We start from the raw sequence: 15,839 nt of genomic DNA, 5'->3' as shown, positions 1-15,839 counted from the left end.
AACTACTAATAAATTTTAAAAAATAATAAAGATTTATTTATTTCATAAAAGAAAATAACTTTATTTTCTTTTATGAAGACCTAAATTTTTACATATATGTTTCTTTCATTAATGCTTTAATTCTATTTTTTATTGTTGGATGTGACATGAATAAATATGAAACACATTTATTTTTATTATTTATATATAATGTAGAGAGATTTTCATGTTTTGTTGAAGTACTAATATTATTTTTAATACTTATTAATGCTGAAATCATGTTTTTTTTTCCAACAAGTTTTGCTGATCCAGCATCTGCATAAAATTCTCTATATCTAGAAAACCACATTACAATTATTCCAGATAAAGTGCCAAATAAAATTTCTAAAAATAAAGTAATTATTAAATTAATAAATTTATTTTTTTTTAAAAACCAATTAGTATTTTCAGAATTGTTAAATATATGAGATATAAAATTTGAAATAACTCGTGATATGAATATAACAAATGTATTTGTAATACCTTGTATTAAAGTCATAGTAACCATATCTCCATTAGAAATATGAGTCATTTCATGAGCAATTACTGCTTTTATTTCATTTTCATTCATATTATTTAATAATTTTTCTGAAAGTGCAACTAAAGAAGAATTTTTAGTGGCTCCTGTAGCAAAAGCATTTATATTTTTAGATTTATAAATAGTTAAATCTGGAATTTTTATTTTTAATTGATTGGCTTGTTTTTTAACTATATTTAACAACCATTTTTCTCTTAAATTTTTTGGAGTTTTAATCACTTTGGAATTAATTGAAAAAAGAGCAATTTTTTTTGATAATAAAAGGGATAAAAATGATCCTCCAAAACCAAATAAAGTTGTAGATAACAAAAATAATAAAAAATTTTTATTTTGAATATCAATAAAAAAAGATAAGATACATAATATACTAATAACAGCTAAATTTGTTAACAAAAATAATAAAATTCGAATCATGAATTTTCCTTTTAAAATTATTCAATATTACTTATTTTTTTATTTTTATTAAAAAAAATTATAAGTTAATCTTTTTTATATTCATAAAAATATTTTGAATTATTTAAATAAGTTATTTGAAATTAATATTAAATATAATTATATTTTTTAAAAAATATAATTTCAATTAATGAAAAATATTTTTAAATATATTTTCTAAAAAAATTTTTATATAAATTATTTTATTTTATTCCAAAATCTACCATCTTTCTTTAAAAGAGTATTAGAAGATTTTGGACCCCATGTTCCGGCAGTATATAATTCTAGTTTTGATTTTTTCTTATTCCATGCATTAATAATTGAATCTATCCATTTCCAAGATTCTTCTATTTCATCACGTCTTACAAATAAAGATTGAGAACCTAAAAAACTTTCTAATAGTAATCTTTCATAAGCATTATATAGTGTACATTTATTAAAAGTTTTTTTATAATCAAAATTTAATTTTATTTCTTTTAATTCATATTTTGAATCTAATTTTGGTATTTTATTAAGAATAAAAATATCTATTCCTTCATTTGGTTCTAAACGAATAACTATTTTATTTAATGGTAATTTCTTTTTAAAATTATTAAATAAATTAAAATCATTTTTTTTAAAATAGATAACAATTTCAGAATGTTTTAAAGGTAATCTTTTTCCAGTACGTAAATAAAAAGGAACTCCATGCCATTGAGAATTATCTATATTTACTTTAATTGATACAAAAGTTTCAGTATTACTATTTTTAATTGAGTTTATTTCATCAATATAACCTGGAATATTTTTATTTTTAAAAAATCCGGATTTATATTGACCTCTTACAGTATTTTTATTAACATTTTTTTCATTTATCATTCTTAATGATTTTAATATTTTTAATTTTTCATCCCTTATACTATTTGATTGAAGATTAATAGGAGGAGACATAGTTAAAATACATAATATTTGAAGTAAATGATTTTGAATCATATCTCTCATTTGTCCTATTTTATCGAAATAATTCCATCTTCCTTCTATTCCAATTTTTTCAGCTACAGTAATTTGAATATGATCAATTGTACTTTTATTCCAGTTTGTAAAAAAAATTGAATTAGAAAATTTTAAAGACAATAAATTTAAAATAGTTTCTTTGCCTAAGTAATGATCTATTCTAAAAATCTGTTTTTCTTGAAAATATTTTCCAACTTGATTATTAATTTTTTTTGAAGTTTCTAAAGAATTTCCGATAGGTTTTTCTAAAATAATTCTATCTTGAATATAATTATAATTTATTTTTTTTAATCCTTTAAATATATTTTTAAAAGTATTTTGAGGAATTGCAAAATAATAAATTTTTATTTTTTTTTCTTTTTTAAATATTTTTTTTAATTTTAAAAAGTTTGAAAATTTATTGACGTCTATATTACAAAAATATAATCTATTACTAAATTTTTTCCATATTTTTTTTTTAAATTTCCTATAAGAAAATTTTTTAATATATTTTTTAATTATTTTTTTATAATATTCTTGAGTCCAATCTGCACGACCAACTCCAATAATTTTTGTATTTTTATATAACTTTAATGATTCTTCTAGTTGATATAAAGCAGGAAATAATTTTCTTTTTGATAAATCACCTTTAGTACCAAATATAACTAAATCACATTCTTTAATTTTTTTAGAAAACACTATTAACATCCTATTTCTTAAAGTATAAATAATTTTATATGAAAAACTAATTTTTAATTAAATTACATTATATGATATATATAAATATAATTGTTTAATTAATACTGTAAAATTAAATTTTTAATTAAAATTTTTTTTAAAAATTTATTTTAAAATTTTTAAAAATTTTATATTAAAAATATTATTATTATAAATAAATATAATTTTTTATATAAAATATAAAATTTTAATAAATTTTAAATAATATTTATTTTTATTATTTTATTTTATAAAAAAGATTATATCAATTGATAATAAAAAATATTTTAAAAAATTTTGTTTAATAATTAATCTTATTTGTTTTTAATAAATTCGTTTCGATTTAAAATAAAAATTTAGGAACATAAAAATGTTAAAACGTATTAGAAGAACAAAAATTGTAGTGACACTTGGACCATCTACAGATTCAAGTAAAATTTTAAAAAAAATAATATTATCTGGAGCAAATGTTTTAAGATTAAACTTTTCTCATGGAACACATAAAGAACATTTAATTAGAGCAAAAAAAGCAAAAAAAATTATTAAAGAAACAGGAAGTCATGTTGCAATTTTAGGAGATTTACAAGGGCCTAAAATAAGAATTTCAAAATTTAAAAAAAATAAAATTTTTTTAAAAAAAGGAAATCTTTTTATATTAGATTATTCTTATAAAAAAAAATTAGGAAATAAAAAAAAAATAGGATTTAATTATAAAAATTTGCCAAATGATATTCGTAAAAAAGATATTTTATTACTTGATGATGGAAAAATTCAATTAATTGTTTTAAAAGTTAAAAAAATACAAGTATTTACAAAAGTTATAATTGGAGGAATTTTAAAAAATAATCAAGGAATTAATAAATTAGGAGGAGGATTAAACGCAGGATCTATCACAAATAAAGATAAAAGAGATATATTAATAGCTTCTAAAATTAATGTAGATTATTTAGCTATTTCTTTTCCAAAATCTGCAGAAGATTTAAAAATTGCTAGAAAATTAATAATTAAATCTGGAAGTTCTGCTAAAATTATTGCAAAAATAGAACGCGCAGAAGCAGTTAAAAATGATAAAGTTATAGAAGAAATTATATTATCATCAGATGCTATTATGGTTGCAAGAGGAGATTTAGGAATTGAAATTGGAGATCCTGAATTAGCTGGAATGCAAAAAAAACTTATTAGAAAAGCTCGTCAATTAAATAGAGTAGTAATTACAGCAACTCAAATGATGGAGTCTATGATTTTAAATCCTATTCCTACTAGAGCAGAAGTCATGGATGTTTCAAATGCTGTTTTAGATGGAAGTGATGCTGTTATGTTATCTTCTGAAACTGCTTCAGGAAAAAATCCTGTTGAAACAGTTAGAGTAATGTCAAAAGTATGTAAAGGAGCAGAAAAAGTTCCAAGTATAAATATTTCCAGACATAGAATAAATTTTTCATTTGATAATATTGAAGAAATTATTTCACTTTCAGCTATGTATTCTGCAAATCATTTAAAAAGAGTAAAAGCTATAATTACAATGACGGAATCTGGAAAAACACCTTTAATAACATCTAGAATTAGTTCTGGCCTTCCAATTTTTGCTTTATCAAGAAATAAAAAAACTTTAAATTTAACTTCTTTATATAGAGGCGTAATACCTATTTTTTTTAATACTAAAAAAGAAGGATTATCTGCTTCAAAAGAAGCTATAAAATTATTATTTAAAAATAAATATTTACAATTTAACGATATAGTTATAATTACTCAAGGAGATGTTAAAGGAATTCCTGGTAATACAAATACAATAAGAATTTTAAAAGTAAAATTATAAAAAATATTAAATTATTAACATAAATATAAATAATAGAGAAAATTATATTGATTATTATAAAAAATGTTTATTTTTATAAAAATAAAAAAAAAGTTTTAAAAAATATTTCTTTACGTATTAAAAAAAATAAAATTATTACGTTAATTGGACCAAATGGAGCCGGAAAATCTACATTAATTCGAATTATTTTAAAATTGCAAAAACAAAGTTCTGGAAAAGTTATTTATTTAAAAAAAAATAAAATTGGTTATGTTCCACAAAAAATTTATTTAAATACTCCATTTCCTATAACAGTTTACCAATTTATGAAAATTTTAAATAATTACAAAAAAAATATAATTATTAAAAATTTAAAAAAAGTTGGAGTAATAAAATTAAAAAAAAGAAATTTAAATAGTTTATCAGGAGGAGAAATTCAAAAAGTTTTATTAGCTCGCGCTTTATTAAATAATCCTGATTTATTAGTTTTAGATGAACCAACTCAAGGAATGGATATTTTAGGACAACTTAAATTATATCAATTAATTCATAAAATTAAAAATAATTTAAAATGTTCTGTTTTAATCGTATCTCATGATTTAAACTTAGTAATGAATCAAACAGATAAAGTAATTTGTTTAAATAAACATATTTGTTGTAAAGGCACTCCTAAATTAGTATCAAAAGATAAAAATTTTATTAAAATTTTTGGATTAATTAAAATAAGTAAATTTGCTTTTTATAATCATAAACATAATCATGAGCATAATTTTTAAAAAATATAAATTTAAGTGAATTTTTTTTATGAATACACAATTATTTTTTGAATGGTTAATTGGTACATTTATAATATTTTCTTCTGCTCCTATAGGTTCTCTTATAGTTTGGAATAGAATTTCTTTTGTTGGAGATTCTTTATCTCATGCTTCACTATTAGGAGTATCTTTAAGTTATATTTTAAATATTAATTACTTTTTACTAAACATATTTTTAATTACAATATTTTTATTGGCTGTTTTTTTTATAGAAATTTATTCGGATATAAAAATTGATGCTATTATTAATATTTTAACAAACATATCTTTATCTTTAAGCATAATTTTATTACATATAATTTCAAAAAAAAAAAAAATTGATATGCCTCGTTATTTTTTTGGAGATTTATCAAAAATATGTTTTTATGATGTAATAATTATATTTTTTGCTAGTTGTATTACTATAATAGTATTATATTTTTATTGGCAAAAATTTTTATTTTTAATAATAAGTCCAGATTTAGCACAAATTAATGGAGTAAATATTTTAACAACAAGATTTGTATTAATGTTTATTACAGCTTTTACAGTTAGTTTAGCAATACAATTTTTTGGAGTTTTACTAATGACTTCATTATTAGTAATACCTGCTTCTATATCTTATAAATTTTCATCATCTCCAGAATACTCAATTTTTATTTCTATTGTTATTAGTTTTATTTCTTTAAGTTTAGGAATTTTTATATCTTATTATTATAATATTCCAATTAGTCCAATAATTGTATTAAATTTATCTATTATCTTTATATTAAGTTTAATTTTTAAAAAAAATTAAATATTTTTTTTTATTTAAATTATTTTTTTTTTTTTATTTTTTTCGTACTTATTCCTAAATCTTTTAAATCAATTTTATTTAATTTATGTGGAGATCCAGTCATTAAACAACTTGCAGAAGTAGTTTTTGGAAAAGCAATTACATCACTAATATTTAAACTATTTGTTAAAATCATAGTAAGTCTATCTAATCCTAAAGCAATTCCAGCATGAGGAGGTGTTCCATAACATAATGATTTTAGAAAAAAGTTAAATTTTTGAGTATTATTTTTTGTATTTAATCCAATAATTTTAAAAACAGTTTCTTGCATTTTTTTTGTATTAATTCGAACTGATCCTCCTCCAATTTCTTCACCATTAATAATTAAATCATATGATTTTGAAAGAGATAATTCTGGATTTTTTATAAGATTTAAAATATTATTATTTTTTGGTGCACAGAATGGATGATGCATAGAAGTAAAATTATTATTAGAATCTTTTTTAAACATAGGAAAATCTACAATCCAAGTAAAAGACCAATCTAATTTATTTATAATTTTTAAATCTAAAGCAATAATATCTCTTATTTTTTCAAACCATTTATGAATTTTTTGTTTTTTACTATAAATAAAAATTAAAATATCATTTTTATGAATTTTATTTCGAAAAAAAATTTTTTTTATAATATTAATATCAAAATTATAAAAAATAGTTTTTTTAAAATGTTTTTTTTGAACTAATTCATTTTTAATTTTTATAAAATCATAGATTTTAATATCATACTTCATTATTTTTTTTTTATAAAAATTAATTTTTTTATAAGATAAACTCATTCCATTTGGAATTTTTATTGTAACAATTCTATCATTTTTAAAATTAAAATTTTTAAAAAAAGATAAATTTTTTAAATAATCACAAACATCAATTAATTCTAATGGATTTCTTAAATCTGGTTTATCTGTTCCAAATCTTTTCATTGATTCAGAATAAGATATTTTTTTTATTTTTTTTAATTTAATTTGTTTAATTTTTAACCATAAATATTTAATCATTTCTTCAATTATTTTACAAAATTTTAATTCATTAATAAAAGAAACTTCAATATCAATTTGAGTAAATTCTGGTTGTCTGTTTGATCTTAAATCTTCATCACGAAAACATTTTGCTATTTGATAATATCGATCAATTCCTGACATCATTAATAATTGTTTAAATAATTGAGGAGATTGAGGTAATGCATAAAATTTTCCTAAATGTATACGACTTGGTACTAAATAATCTCGTGCTCCTTCTGGAGTTGAACTAGTTAAAAAAGGAGTTTCTATATTCCAAAAATTATTACAATTTAAAAATTTTATAATATATTTTACAATTAAATGTCTAGTTTTAAGATTATTAAGAATTTTTGATTTTCTAATATTTAAATAGCGAAATTTTAAAAGATTTTTATTAGATTCACAATTACTTTCATCAAATGGTAATTTTTTTGAAATATTTAAAATTTTTATTTGAAAAGCAATTATTTCAACTTCTCCAGTAGAAATATTTAAATTTTTATTAATTTCTAATCTTTCTTTAACAGTTCCAAAAATTTGAATACAGAACTCTAATTTTAATTTTTCTGCGATTTTAAATACATTTTTATTTTTAGATAAACATACAACTTGAACAATTCCTTCTTGATCTCTTACATCTAAAAAAATTATTTTTCCAATATGTCTTTTTTTATTAACCCATCCACAAATACTTACTATTTTAGAGATGTGTTTTTTATTAATTTTTCCACAATAATCAGTTCTCATATATATCCTAAAACAAGAATTTTTTAATGAATTAATTTAATAGATTTGTAAAAAAAAATATTTAATATTTTAAACTATTTATATTTTTTTTAAAGAAAATTTTTTAAAACAAATAAATAAATTTTTTATGAAATGAATAAAAATTGAATTTGATATAAGCATTATATAAAATTAAATAATAATTAACGACTTCTAAATATAATTCTTCCTTTTGTTAAATCATATGATGTTAATTCAACAGTAACTTTATCTCCTGTTAATATTCTAATATAATTTTTTCTCATTTTTCCTGAAATATGAGCAATAATAATATGTTTATTTTCTAATTGCACTCGAAACATTGTATTTGGTAAAGTATCTATAACTGTTCCTTGCATTTCAATGTTATCTGCTTTTACCATATAATTTCTCTTTTTTATATTTTTTATTTATCTAAATAATACATTATTTTTTTGATATATTCTAGTAAATATATATTTTTTAAATTTAAAAAATTTATTGAGATTCTAGATATTTTTCTGCATCTAATGATGCTATACATCCTCCAGAAGAAGCAATGATAGCTTGTTTATAAGAATTATAAATTACATCTCCTGCTGCAAAAACTCCAGGAATATTTGTTTGTGAAAAGTATTTTTTTGAATTTTTTAAAAGAATATATCCATCTTTCATATTAATATTATTTTTAAAGATTTTTGTATTTGGATTATGACCAATTGCTATAAATATTCCAGATATGCTAATATTTTTTTTATTTTTATTTAAAGTGGATTCTATTCTTATTCCATTGACTTTATTTTTATCTCCAAATATTTTTTTAACTTGATATGAATTATGAAAAATTATTTTTTTTAATTTTATTTTTTTTAATATTTTTTTAATCAATATTTTTTCAGCAGTAAAATAATTTTTTCTATGTATTAAATGTACTTTTTTTGAAATATTTGATAAATATAAAGTTTCTTCTAATGCAGTATTCCCTCCTCCAATAACTGATACAATTTTATTTTTATAAAAATATCCATCACAAATCGCACAAGTAGAAACTCCTTTTCCTAAATATAAACTTTCAGATTTTATTCCTAAATACTTTGGAACTGATCCAGTTGCAATAATAATTACATCTGTTTTATATTGATTTCTTTCTCCTATTAAATGAAATGGTTTAGATTGAAAATTAATTGAAATTATATGATCATCTATAATTTTTGTATTAAATTTTAATGCATGTTTTTTTAATCTTTTTATAAAGTTTATTCCATTTAATTTTTTATAATCTCCAGGCCAATTTTCTATTATATTAGTATTTATTAATTGACCTCCAGGTAAATTTCCAGAAATAATAATTGGTTTTAAATTAGCTCTTGAAGAATATATTCCAGCAGTATACCCAGCTGGTCCTGAACCAAGAATTACAATTCTATTTTTTATAATTTTTTTTTTATTCATATTTTTTTATTTGTTATTTTTTGTATGTATTTCGATATTTATTAAATTAAGTTATAATATAATAAATTCAACTGAATTTATATATAAAATATTTTTTTATTTAATTTTTAAATAATTTAAATATTTTTTTTAAAATTATTAAAAAAAAATTTAATTTATTAATAAATTTTTTAAAAAATTTATAATTATTGAGTAAAAATAAAATGATTAATATAAAAATTTTAAGAAAATCAATTGATAAAACTGCTGTCAAATTATTAAAAAAAGGTTTCATATTAAATGTTAAAAAATTTAATAAACTTGAAAAAAAAAGAAAAAAAATACAAATAATAACAGAAAATTTTAGATCTATTCAAAAAAATATATCAAAAAAAATTGGAAATATAAAAAATTTAGAAAATAAAAAAAAATATTTAAAAAAAAATAAAAAAATAAGTAAAAAAATTAATAAATATAATAAAAAATTTTATAAAATTAAAAAAAAAATACATAATTTTATGATAAAAATTCCAAATATTTTATCTAAAGATGTTCATTTTGGAGAAACTTCTTTTGATAATAAAATTATATATAATTATGGAAAATTTAAGAAAATGGATTTTGAAATAAAAAATCATGTAGACTTAGGAAATAATATTAATGGATTTAATTGGCATGCTTCTACTAAAATAACTGGATCAAATTTTGTTATAATGCAAGGTAATCTTTCAAAACTATATCGAATATTAAGTCAATTTATGTTAGATTTACATATAAGTTTTCACAAATATCAAGAAATTTATGTACCATATATAGTGAATGAAAATAGTATTTATGGAACAGGACAATATCCTAAATTTAAATCTGATTTATTTTTTATAAATTCTAAAAAAAATAAAAAACAAAAAAAATACTTTTTAATTCCTACAGCAGAAGTTCCTTTAACAAATTTAGTTAAAAACACTATTTTAAAAAAATCAGATTTACCATGTATGTTTGTTGCAAATACTCCATGTTTTCGTTCCGAGTCTAAGTCTTATGGAAAAAAATTTCAAGGATTAATTCGATTACATCAATTTGATAAAGTTGAATTAGTACAAATTACTCATCCAAAAAATTCTTCTACTGCTTTAGAAGAAATAACATCTCATGCTGAAAAAGTTTTACAACTTTTAAAATTACCATATAGAAAAGTTTTATTATGTTCTAAAGAAACTAATTTTTCTTCAAAAAAAACATATGATTTAGAAGTATGGTTTCCTTCTCAAAATACTTATAAAGAAATTTCTTCTTGTTCTAATATGAGTGATTTTCAAGCTAGACGAATAAAAGCTCGTTATTTTGATATTAAAAAAAATAAAAATTTATATGTTCATACATTAAATGGATCAGGATTAGCTATTGGAAGAACTTTAGCTGCTATATTAGAAAATTATCAATTAAAAGATGGAAGTATTAAAATACCAAAAATTTTAAGAAAAAAATATATGAATGGATTAAAAATTTTAAAATAATTTAAATTAAAATTTTATATTTATAAAAAAAATAATAATTTTAAACGGTGAAAATATGAATAATAAAACTTATAATTTTAGTTCTGGTCCATCTATGTTACCTATAGAAGTAATGAATCAAGCAAAAAAAGAGTTTCAAAATTGGAATAATTTAGGAGCTTCAATTTTAGAAATTAGTCATCGTAGTAAAGAATTTTTAAAGCTTATTACAAACTCTAAAAAAAATTTAAGAAATTTATTAAATATACCAAAAAATTATAAAATATTATTTTGTCATGGAGGAGCAAGAGGTCAATTTGCTGCTGTTCCAATGAATTTATTAAAAAAAAATGATAAAGCTGATTATATTTATAGTGGATATTGGTCTAAAAAAGCAGAAGAAGAAGCAAAAAAATATTGTTGCACAAATGTAATTAATACTATTTCATTACATGATAAAAAAAAATATATTATTCCTATGAAACAATGGAAAATAAATAATAAATCAAAATATATACATTATTGTCCAAATGAAACAATTGAAGGAATATCTATTCATGAAGAACCAATTTTCAAAAATAAATATGTAATTGGAGATTTTTCTTCTACTTTACTTTCTCGACCAATTGATATTAATAAATATTCTTTAATTTATGCTAGTGCTCAAAAAAATTTAGGCACTTCTGGTATTACTATAATTATTATAAAAAAAGAATTAATAAAAAATTCTAAACAAAATGTTCCATCTATATTAAATTATAAAACTATGTTGGAATATAATTCAATTTTTAATACTCCAACTAATTTTTCTTGGTATTTGTCAAATTTAGTATTTTGTTGGTTAAAAAAAAAAGGAGGATTAAAAGAAATAGAAAAAATAAATATAAAAAAATCTAATTTATTATATAAAAAAATAGATAGTAGTAATTTTTATATAAATAATATAAAAAAAGAAAATAGATCTATTATGAATGTTGTGTTTAAATTAAAAAATGAAAAATTAAATAATATTTTTTTAAAAGAATCAACTTTAAATAATTTATATTCTCTTAAAAATCATAAAGTAGCTGGAGGAATTAGAGCTTCGATATATAATTCTATGCCAATAGAAGGAATAAAACTACTTGTTAAATTCATGTCATATTTTGAAAAAAAATATAAATATGAGTAATATTTAATTTATTTTAAAAAAAAATAATAAAATATAAAAAAATATGGATTATTATGAAAAAAAAAATAGTTATTAATACACCTTTAAAAATTGATGGAGAAATAATTCTTCCAGGATCAAAAAGTATAACTAATCGAGCATTATTATTTTCTGCTCTTTCAGAAGGAAAAACATATTTAAAAAATATTTTATATAGTGATGATGTTAAATACATGCTTAATGCTTTAAAATTATTAGGAATAAAATATAATTTATCAAATGATAAAAAAATATGCAAAATATATGGAGTTGGAAATAAATTTCCTATAACAAAAAATGTGACTTTATTTTTAGGAAATGCAGGAACAGCTGTTCGATTTCTTTTATCAGTGTTATCAATTAAAAATAGTAATATTATTATTACTGGTGATGAAAGAATGAAAAATAGACCAATTAAACATTTAGTTGATTCTTTAATTCAAGGAGAAGCTAAAATTTCATATATTCAAAGAAAAAATTTTCTTCCAATTAAAACAAATGGACAATTTAAAGGAGGAACAATTACATTAAATGGAAGTATTTCAAGTCAATTTTTAACAGCTTTACTAATCGCTGCTCCATTATCTTTAAAAAAAACTAAAATATTAATTAAAGGTAAGTTAGTTTCAAAACCATATATAGATATAACTATAAAAATGATGAAATCTTTTGGAGTTATCATAAAAAACTTTAATTATAAATTTTTTTTAATTAATGGTAATCAAAAATATATTTCTCCAAAAAAATATTTTATAGAAGGAGATGCATCTTCTGCATCATATTTTTTATCTGCAGCTGCAATAAAAGGAGGTACAGTAATAATTAAAGGCGTTGGAAAAAAAAGTATACAAGGTGATATAAAATTTTGTTCTATTTTAAAAAAAATGGGAGCAAAAATTTATTTAGGAAAAAATTTTATTCAATGTACTAAAAATAAATTAAAAAGTATTGATATGGATATGAATGATATACCAGATGCTGCAATGACAATTGCTATTACCGCTCTTTTTTCAAATGGCACAACAAATATTCGAAATATATATAATTGGAGAGTAAAAGAAACAGATCGTTTATATGCTATGGCTACTGAATTAAAAAAAATTGGAGCAAAAGTAGAAGAAGGAAAAGATTATTTAACTATTACTCCTCCAAGAAAATTTAAAAAAGTAGAAATTGAAACTTATAATGATCATAGAATTGCAATGTGTTTTTCACTAATTTCTTTATCCGGTACTTCGGTAACTATTTTAAATCCTAATTGTATAAATAAAACTTTTCCAAATTATTTTAAAGATTTTTTATCTATATGTAAATATACTTAAAGACAGAAAATAAAAAATAATAAAAAATTTATATTAAAAATTAATTTAAAAAATAAATATGAAAAAAAAACCTCCAGTTATAACAATTGATGGTCCTAGTGGAGTTGGAAAAAGTACAATTTCTTATGCTATTTCTAAAAAATTAAATTGGAATATTCTCGAATCAGGATATTTATATAGAATTATTGCCTATTATGTTTTTAAAAAAAAAATACCAATATATGAAAAAAATATTATTTCAATTTTAAAAAATATAAAATTTAATTTTAAATATAGTGATAAAATAATTAAAGTATATTATAAAGAAAAAGATATTTCAAAAGAAATTTGTTCAGAAGAAATTTCTATGATTTCTTCAAAAATTTCAATTTTTCCTTATATACGTTATTGGTTATTATCTAAACAAAGAGAATTTAGAAAATTTCCAGGATTAATTGCTAATGGAAGAGACATGGGAACTGTAGTTTTTTCAGATGCTATATTAAAAATATTTTTAACTACTTCAATACAAGAAAGATCTAAAAGAAGATATTTAGAATTAAAATCTAAAGGATTTAAAATAAATTTTTATACTTTAATAAATAAAATTAAAAAACGAGATAAAAGAGATAAAAATAGAATAATTTGTCCTTTAAAACCTGATAAAAATGCTATAATTATTGATTCAACTAACATGAGTTTTTCTAAAACTTTAAAATATATTTTAAAAAATATAAAAAAAAAATTAAAAATATTTAAAAAAAAACACCTAAACAAGGAATAGTTATCAGGATAATTAAAAAAATTTTTTAACATTGATGTTAAAAAATTTTAAAATTTTTTTATTAAAAAAAAGATAAAAATTAATATGAAAGAATCATTTTCTAAATTATTTCAAGAATCATTAAAATTTACACAAACAAAATCAGGATCTATTATTAAAGGAATTATTCTAGCAATAGAAAAAGATATAGTATTAGTAGATTCTGGATTAAAATCAGAATCAGTTATACCAATTGAACAATTTAAAAATTCCCATGGAGAAATAGAAATTAAAGTTGGAGATAAAGTAAAACTAGCTCTTGATTCTGTAGAAAATGGATTTGGAGAAACTTTATTATCACGTGAAAAAGCAAAACGTCATCAATCTTGGTTAATTCTTGAAAAAACTTATGAAAATTCTAGTAACATTGAAGGAATTATAAATGGAAAAGTAAAAGGGGGGTTTACAGTAGAATTAAAAGATATTCGTGCTTTTTTACCAGGTTCATTAGTTGATATAAGACCAATTAGAGAAACATCACATTTAGAAGGAAAAAAATTAATATTTAAAGTAATAAAACTTGATCAAAAAAGAAATAATGTTGTAGTTTCGAGAAGAGCTGTAATTGAATCTGAAAATAGCGCTGAACGTGATCAATTATTAAAAAATATGAAAGAAGGATTAGAAATTAAAGGAATAGTAAAGAATTTAACAGATTATGGAGCATTTATTGACTTAGGTGGTGTAGATGGTTTATTACATATTACAGATATGGCATGGAAAAGAGTAAAACATCCTAGTGAAATAGTAAGTATAGGAGAAGAAGTTTTAGTTAAAATACTAAAATTTGATCAAGAAAAAACTAGAGTATCATTAGGTTTAAAACAACTAGGAGAAGATCCTTGGAATAATATTTCTATTCGATATCCAGAAAAATCAAAAATATCAGGAAAAATTACTAATTTAACAGATTATGGATGTTTTGTAGAAATTGAAGAAGGAATAGAAGGTTTAGTACATATTTCAGAAATGAATTGGACAAATAAAAATATTCATCCTTCTAAAGTAGTTAAATTAAATAAAGTTATAGAAGTAATGGTTTTAGACATTGATGAAGAAAGAAGAAGAATTTCATTAGGATTAAAACAATGTACAAAAAATCCATGGAAAGAATTTTCTAAAATTAATACAAAAGGAATGAAAGTAAATGGAATTATTAAGTCTATTACTGATTTTGGAATTTTTATAGGATTAGAAGGAGGAATTGATGGATTAGTTCATTTATCTGATATAGATTGGAAAATTCCTGGAGAACAAGCAGTAAAAAATTATAAGAAAGGAGATAAAATTTCTGCTATAGTTTTACAAGTAGATTCAGATAGAGAAAGAATATCTTTAGGAATTAAACATATTAAAAAAGATCCATTTAATAAATATATTAAAAAAAATAAAAAAGGATCTATTATATCAGGAACTATTAAAAATATTACATCAAAAGATAAAATAATTATTTCTCTTAAAAAAAATGTTATAGGAATAATAAATTTCACTAATCTTAACAAAAAAGATATAGATAAAAAAATTAATAAAATAAAAAAGAAAAAAATATTTGATTTTGTTATTCAAAGTATTGATCGAAAAAAAAGAATTATATATCTATCTTTCTTAAAAAAAAAAAAAGAAAAGAAAGAACAAAATTCTAATTTTTTAACTAATAAAAAAAATAAAAAAAAAAAAATAAAAAATAAAGAAAATTTTTCTAGTACAATGAGTCATGCTTTTATCGATGCGAAAAATATAGAATAAATAAATTTAGATTC

Annotated in this window: 13 protein-coding genes; 8 read left to right on the top strand and 5 right to left on the bottom strand. The window is 19.5% G+C overall.

Annotation, left to right across the window (positions count from 1 at the left end; all coding sequences use genetic code 11):
* Nucleotides 1-88: 88 nt before the first annotated feature.
* A complete protein-coding gene (gene htpX, locus AACK90_RS00280; protein ID WP_339043352.1) occupies nt 89-970 on the bottom strand; it encodes a protease HtpX in 882 nt (293 codons plus the stop codon).
* Between the two features lie 216 nt (nt 971-1,186).
* Nucleotides 1,187-2,662, bottom strand: a complete 1,476-nt coding sequence (gene zwf, locus AACK90_RS00275; protein WP_339043660.1) for a glucose-6-phosphate dehydrogenase — start codon at nt 2,660-2,662, stop codon at nt 1,187-1,189.
* Between the two features lie 385 nt (nt 2,663-3,047).
* Here zwf and pyk point away from each other — a divergent pair, with 385 nt between their 5' ends.
* Genes pyk through AACK90_RS00260 form a run of 3 tightly spaced genes read left to right on the top strand, consistent with a single transcriptional unit; the run spans nt 3,048 to nt 6,062 of the window.
* Nucleotides 3,048-4,493: a pyruvate kinase gene (gene pyk / locus AACK90_RS00270; protein WP_339043350.1), complete on the top strand. Its 1,446-nt coding sequence runs from the start codon at nt 3,048-3,050 to the stop codon at nt 4,491-4,493.
* A 47-nt stretch (nt 4,494-4,540) separates the two neighbouring features.
* Nucleotides 4,541-5,248: an ATP-binding cassette domain-containing protein gene (locus AACK90_RS00265; RefSeq protein ID WP_425333434.1), complete on the top strand. Its 708-nt coding sequence runs from the start codon at nt 4,541-4,543 to the stop codon at nt 5,246-5,248.
* 28 nt (nt 5,249-5,276) lie between these two features.
* Nucleotides 5,277-6,062: a metal ABC transporter permease gene (locus tag AACK90_RS00260; RefSeq protein WP_339043348.1), complete on the top strand. Its 786-nt coding sequence runs from the start codon at nt 5,277-5,279 to the stop codon at nt 6,060-6,062.
* Nucleotides 6,063-6,081: 19 nt separating this feature from the next.
* On the opposite strand, the gene aspS is transcribed toward AACK90_RS00260, so the two are convergent.
* The 3 genes from aspS to trxB form a co-directional block, all read right to left on the bottom strand.
* Nucleotides 6,082-7,845: an aspartate--tRNA ligase gene (gene aspS, locus AACK90_RS00255; RefSeq protein WP_339043346.1), complete on the bottom strand. Its 1,764-nt coding sequence runs from the start codon at nt 7,843-7,845 to the stop codon at nt 6,082-6,084.
* A 182-nt stretch (nt 7,846-8,027) separates the two neighbouring features.
* Nucleotides 8,028-8,246 (bottom strand): translation initiation factor IF-1, encoded by a 219-nt coding sequence (gene infA / locus AACK90_RS00250; RefSeq protein ID WP_339043344.1) that lies wholly within the window; start codon nt 8,244-8,246, stop codon nt 8,028-8,030.
* Between the two features lie 94 nt (nt 8,247-8,340).
* Nucleotides 8,341-9,294: a thioredoxin-disulfide reductase gene (trxB, locus tag AACK90_RS00245; RefSeq protein WP_339043342.1), complete on the bottom strand. Its 954-nt coding sequence runs from the start codon at nt 9,292-9,294 to the stop codon at nt 8,341-8,343.
* Nucleotides 9,295-9,497: 203 nt separating this feature from the next.
* On the opposite strand from trxB, the gene serS reads away from it, so the two are divergent.
* The 5 genes from serS to rpsA all read left to right on the top strand — a co-directional run bounded on the left by serS (nt 9,498) and on the right by rpsA (nt 15,825).
* Nucleotides 9,498-10,787: a serine--tRNA ligase gene (serS, locus tag AACK90_RS00240; RefSeq protein WP_339043340.1), complete on the top strand. Its 1,290-nt coding sequence runs from the start codon at nt 9,498-9,500 to the stop codon at nt 10,785-10,787.
* A gap of 55 nt (nt 10,788-10,842) precedes the next feature.
* The gene (gene serC, locus AACK90_RS00235) at nt 10,843-11,937 is read left to right on the top strand and encodes a 3-phosphoserine/phosphohydroxythreonine transaminase (protein WP_339043338.1); all 1,095 of its coding nucleotides are present in this window, start codon (nt 10,843-10,845) and stop codon (nt 11,935-11,937) included.
* 53 nt (nt 11,938-11,990) lie between these two features.
* On the top strand, nt 11,991-13,277 hold the full coding sequence (gene aroA / locus AACK90_RS00230; RefSeq protein WP_339043336.1) for a 3-phosphoshikimate 1-carboxyvinyltransferase: 1,287 nt from the start codon (nt 11,991-11,993) through the stop codon (nt 13,275-13,277).
* Nucleotides 13,278-13,335: 58 nt separating this feature from the next.
* On the top strand, nt 13,336-14,040 hold the full coding sequence (cmk, locus tag AACK90_RS00225; protein ID WP_339043334.1) for a (d)CMP kinase: 705 nt from the start codon (nt 13,336-13,338) through the stop codon (nt 14,038-14,040).
* Between the two features lie 84 nt (nt 14,041-14,124).
* Nucleotides 14,125-15,825, top strand: a complete 1,701-nt coding sequence (gene rpsA / locus AACK90_RS00220) for a 30S ribosomal protein S1 (protein ID WP_339043332.1) — start codon at nt 14,125-14,127, stop codon at nt 15,823-15,825.
* Nucleotides 15,826-15,839: the final 14 nt, after the last annotated feature.

The organism is Buchnera aphidicola (Periphyllus acericola) (assembly GCF_964019855.1).
GTDB lineage: Bacteria > Pseudomonadota > Gammaproteobacteria > Enterobacterales > Enterobacteriaceae > Buchnera_J > Buchnera_J aphidicola_BC.
Note: the sequence above shows the minus strand (reverse complement) of the source record. Positions and strands in the feature narration are given on the sequence as shown.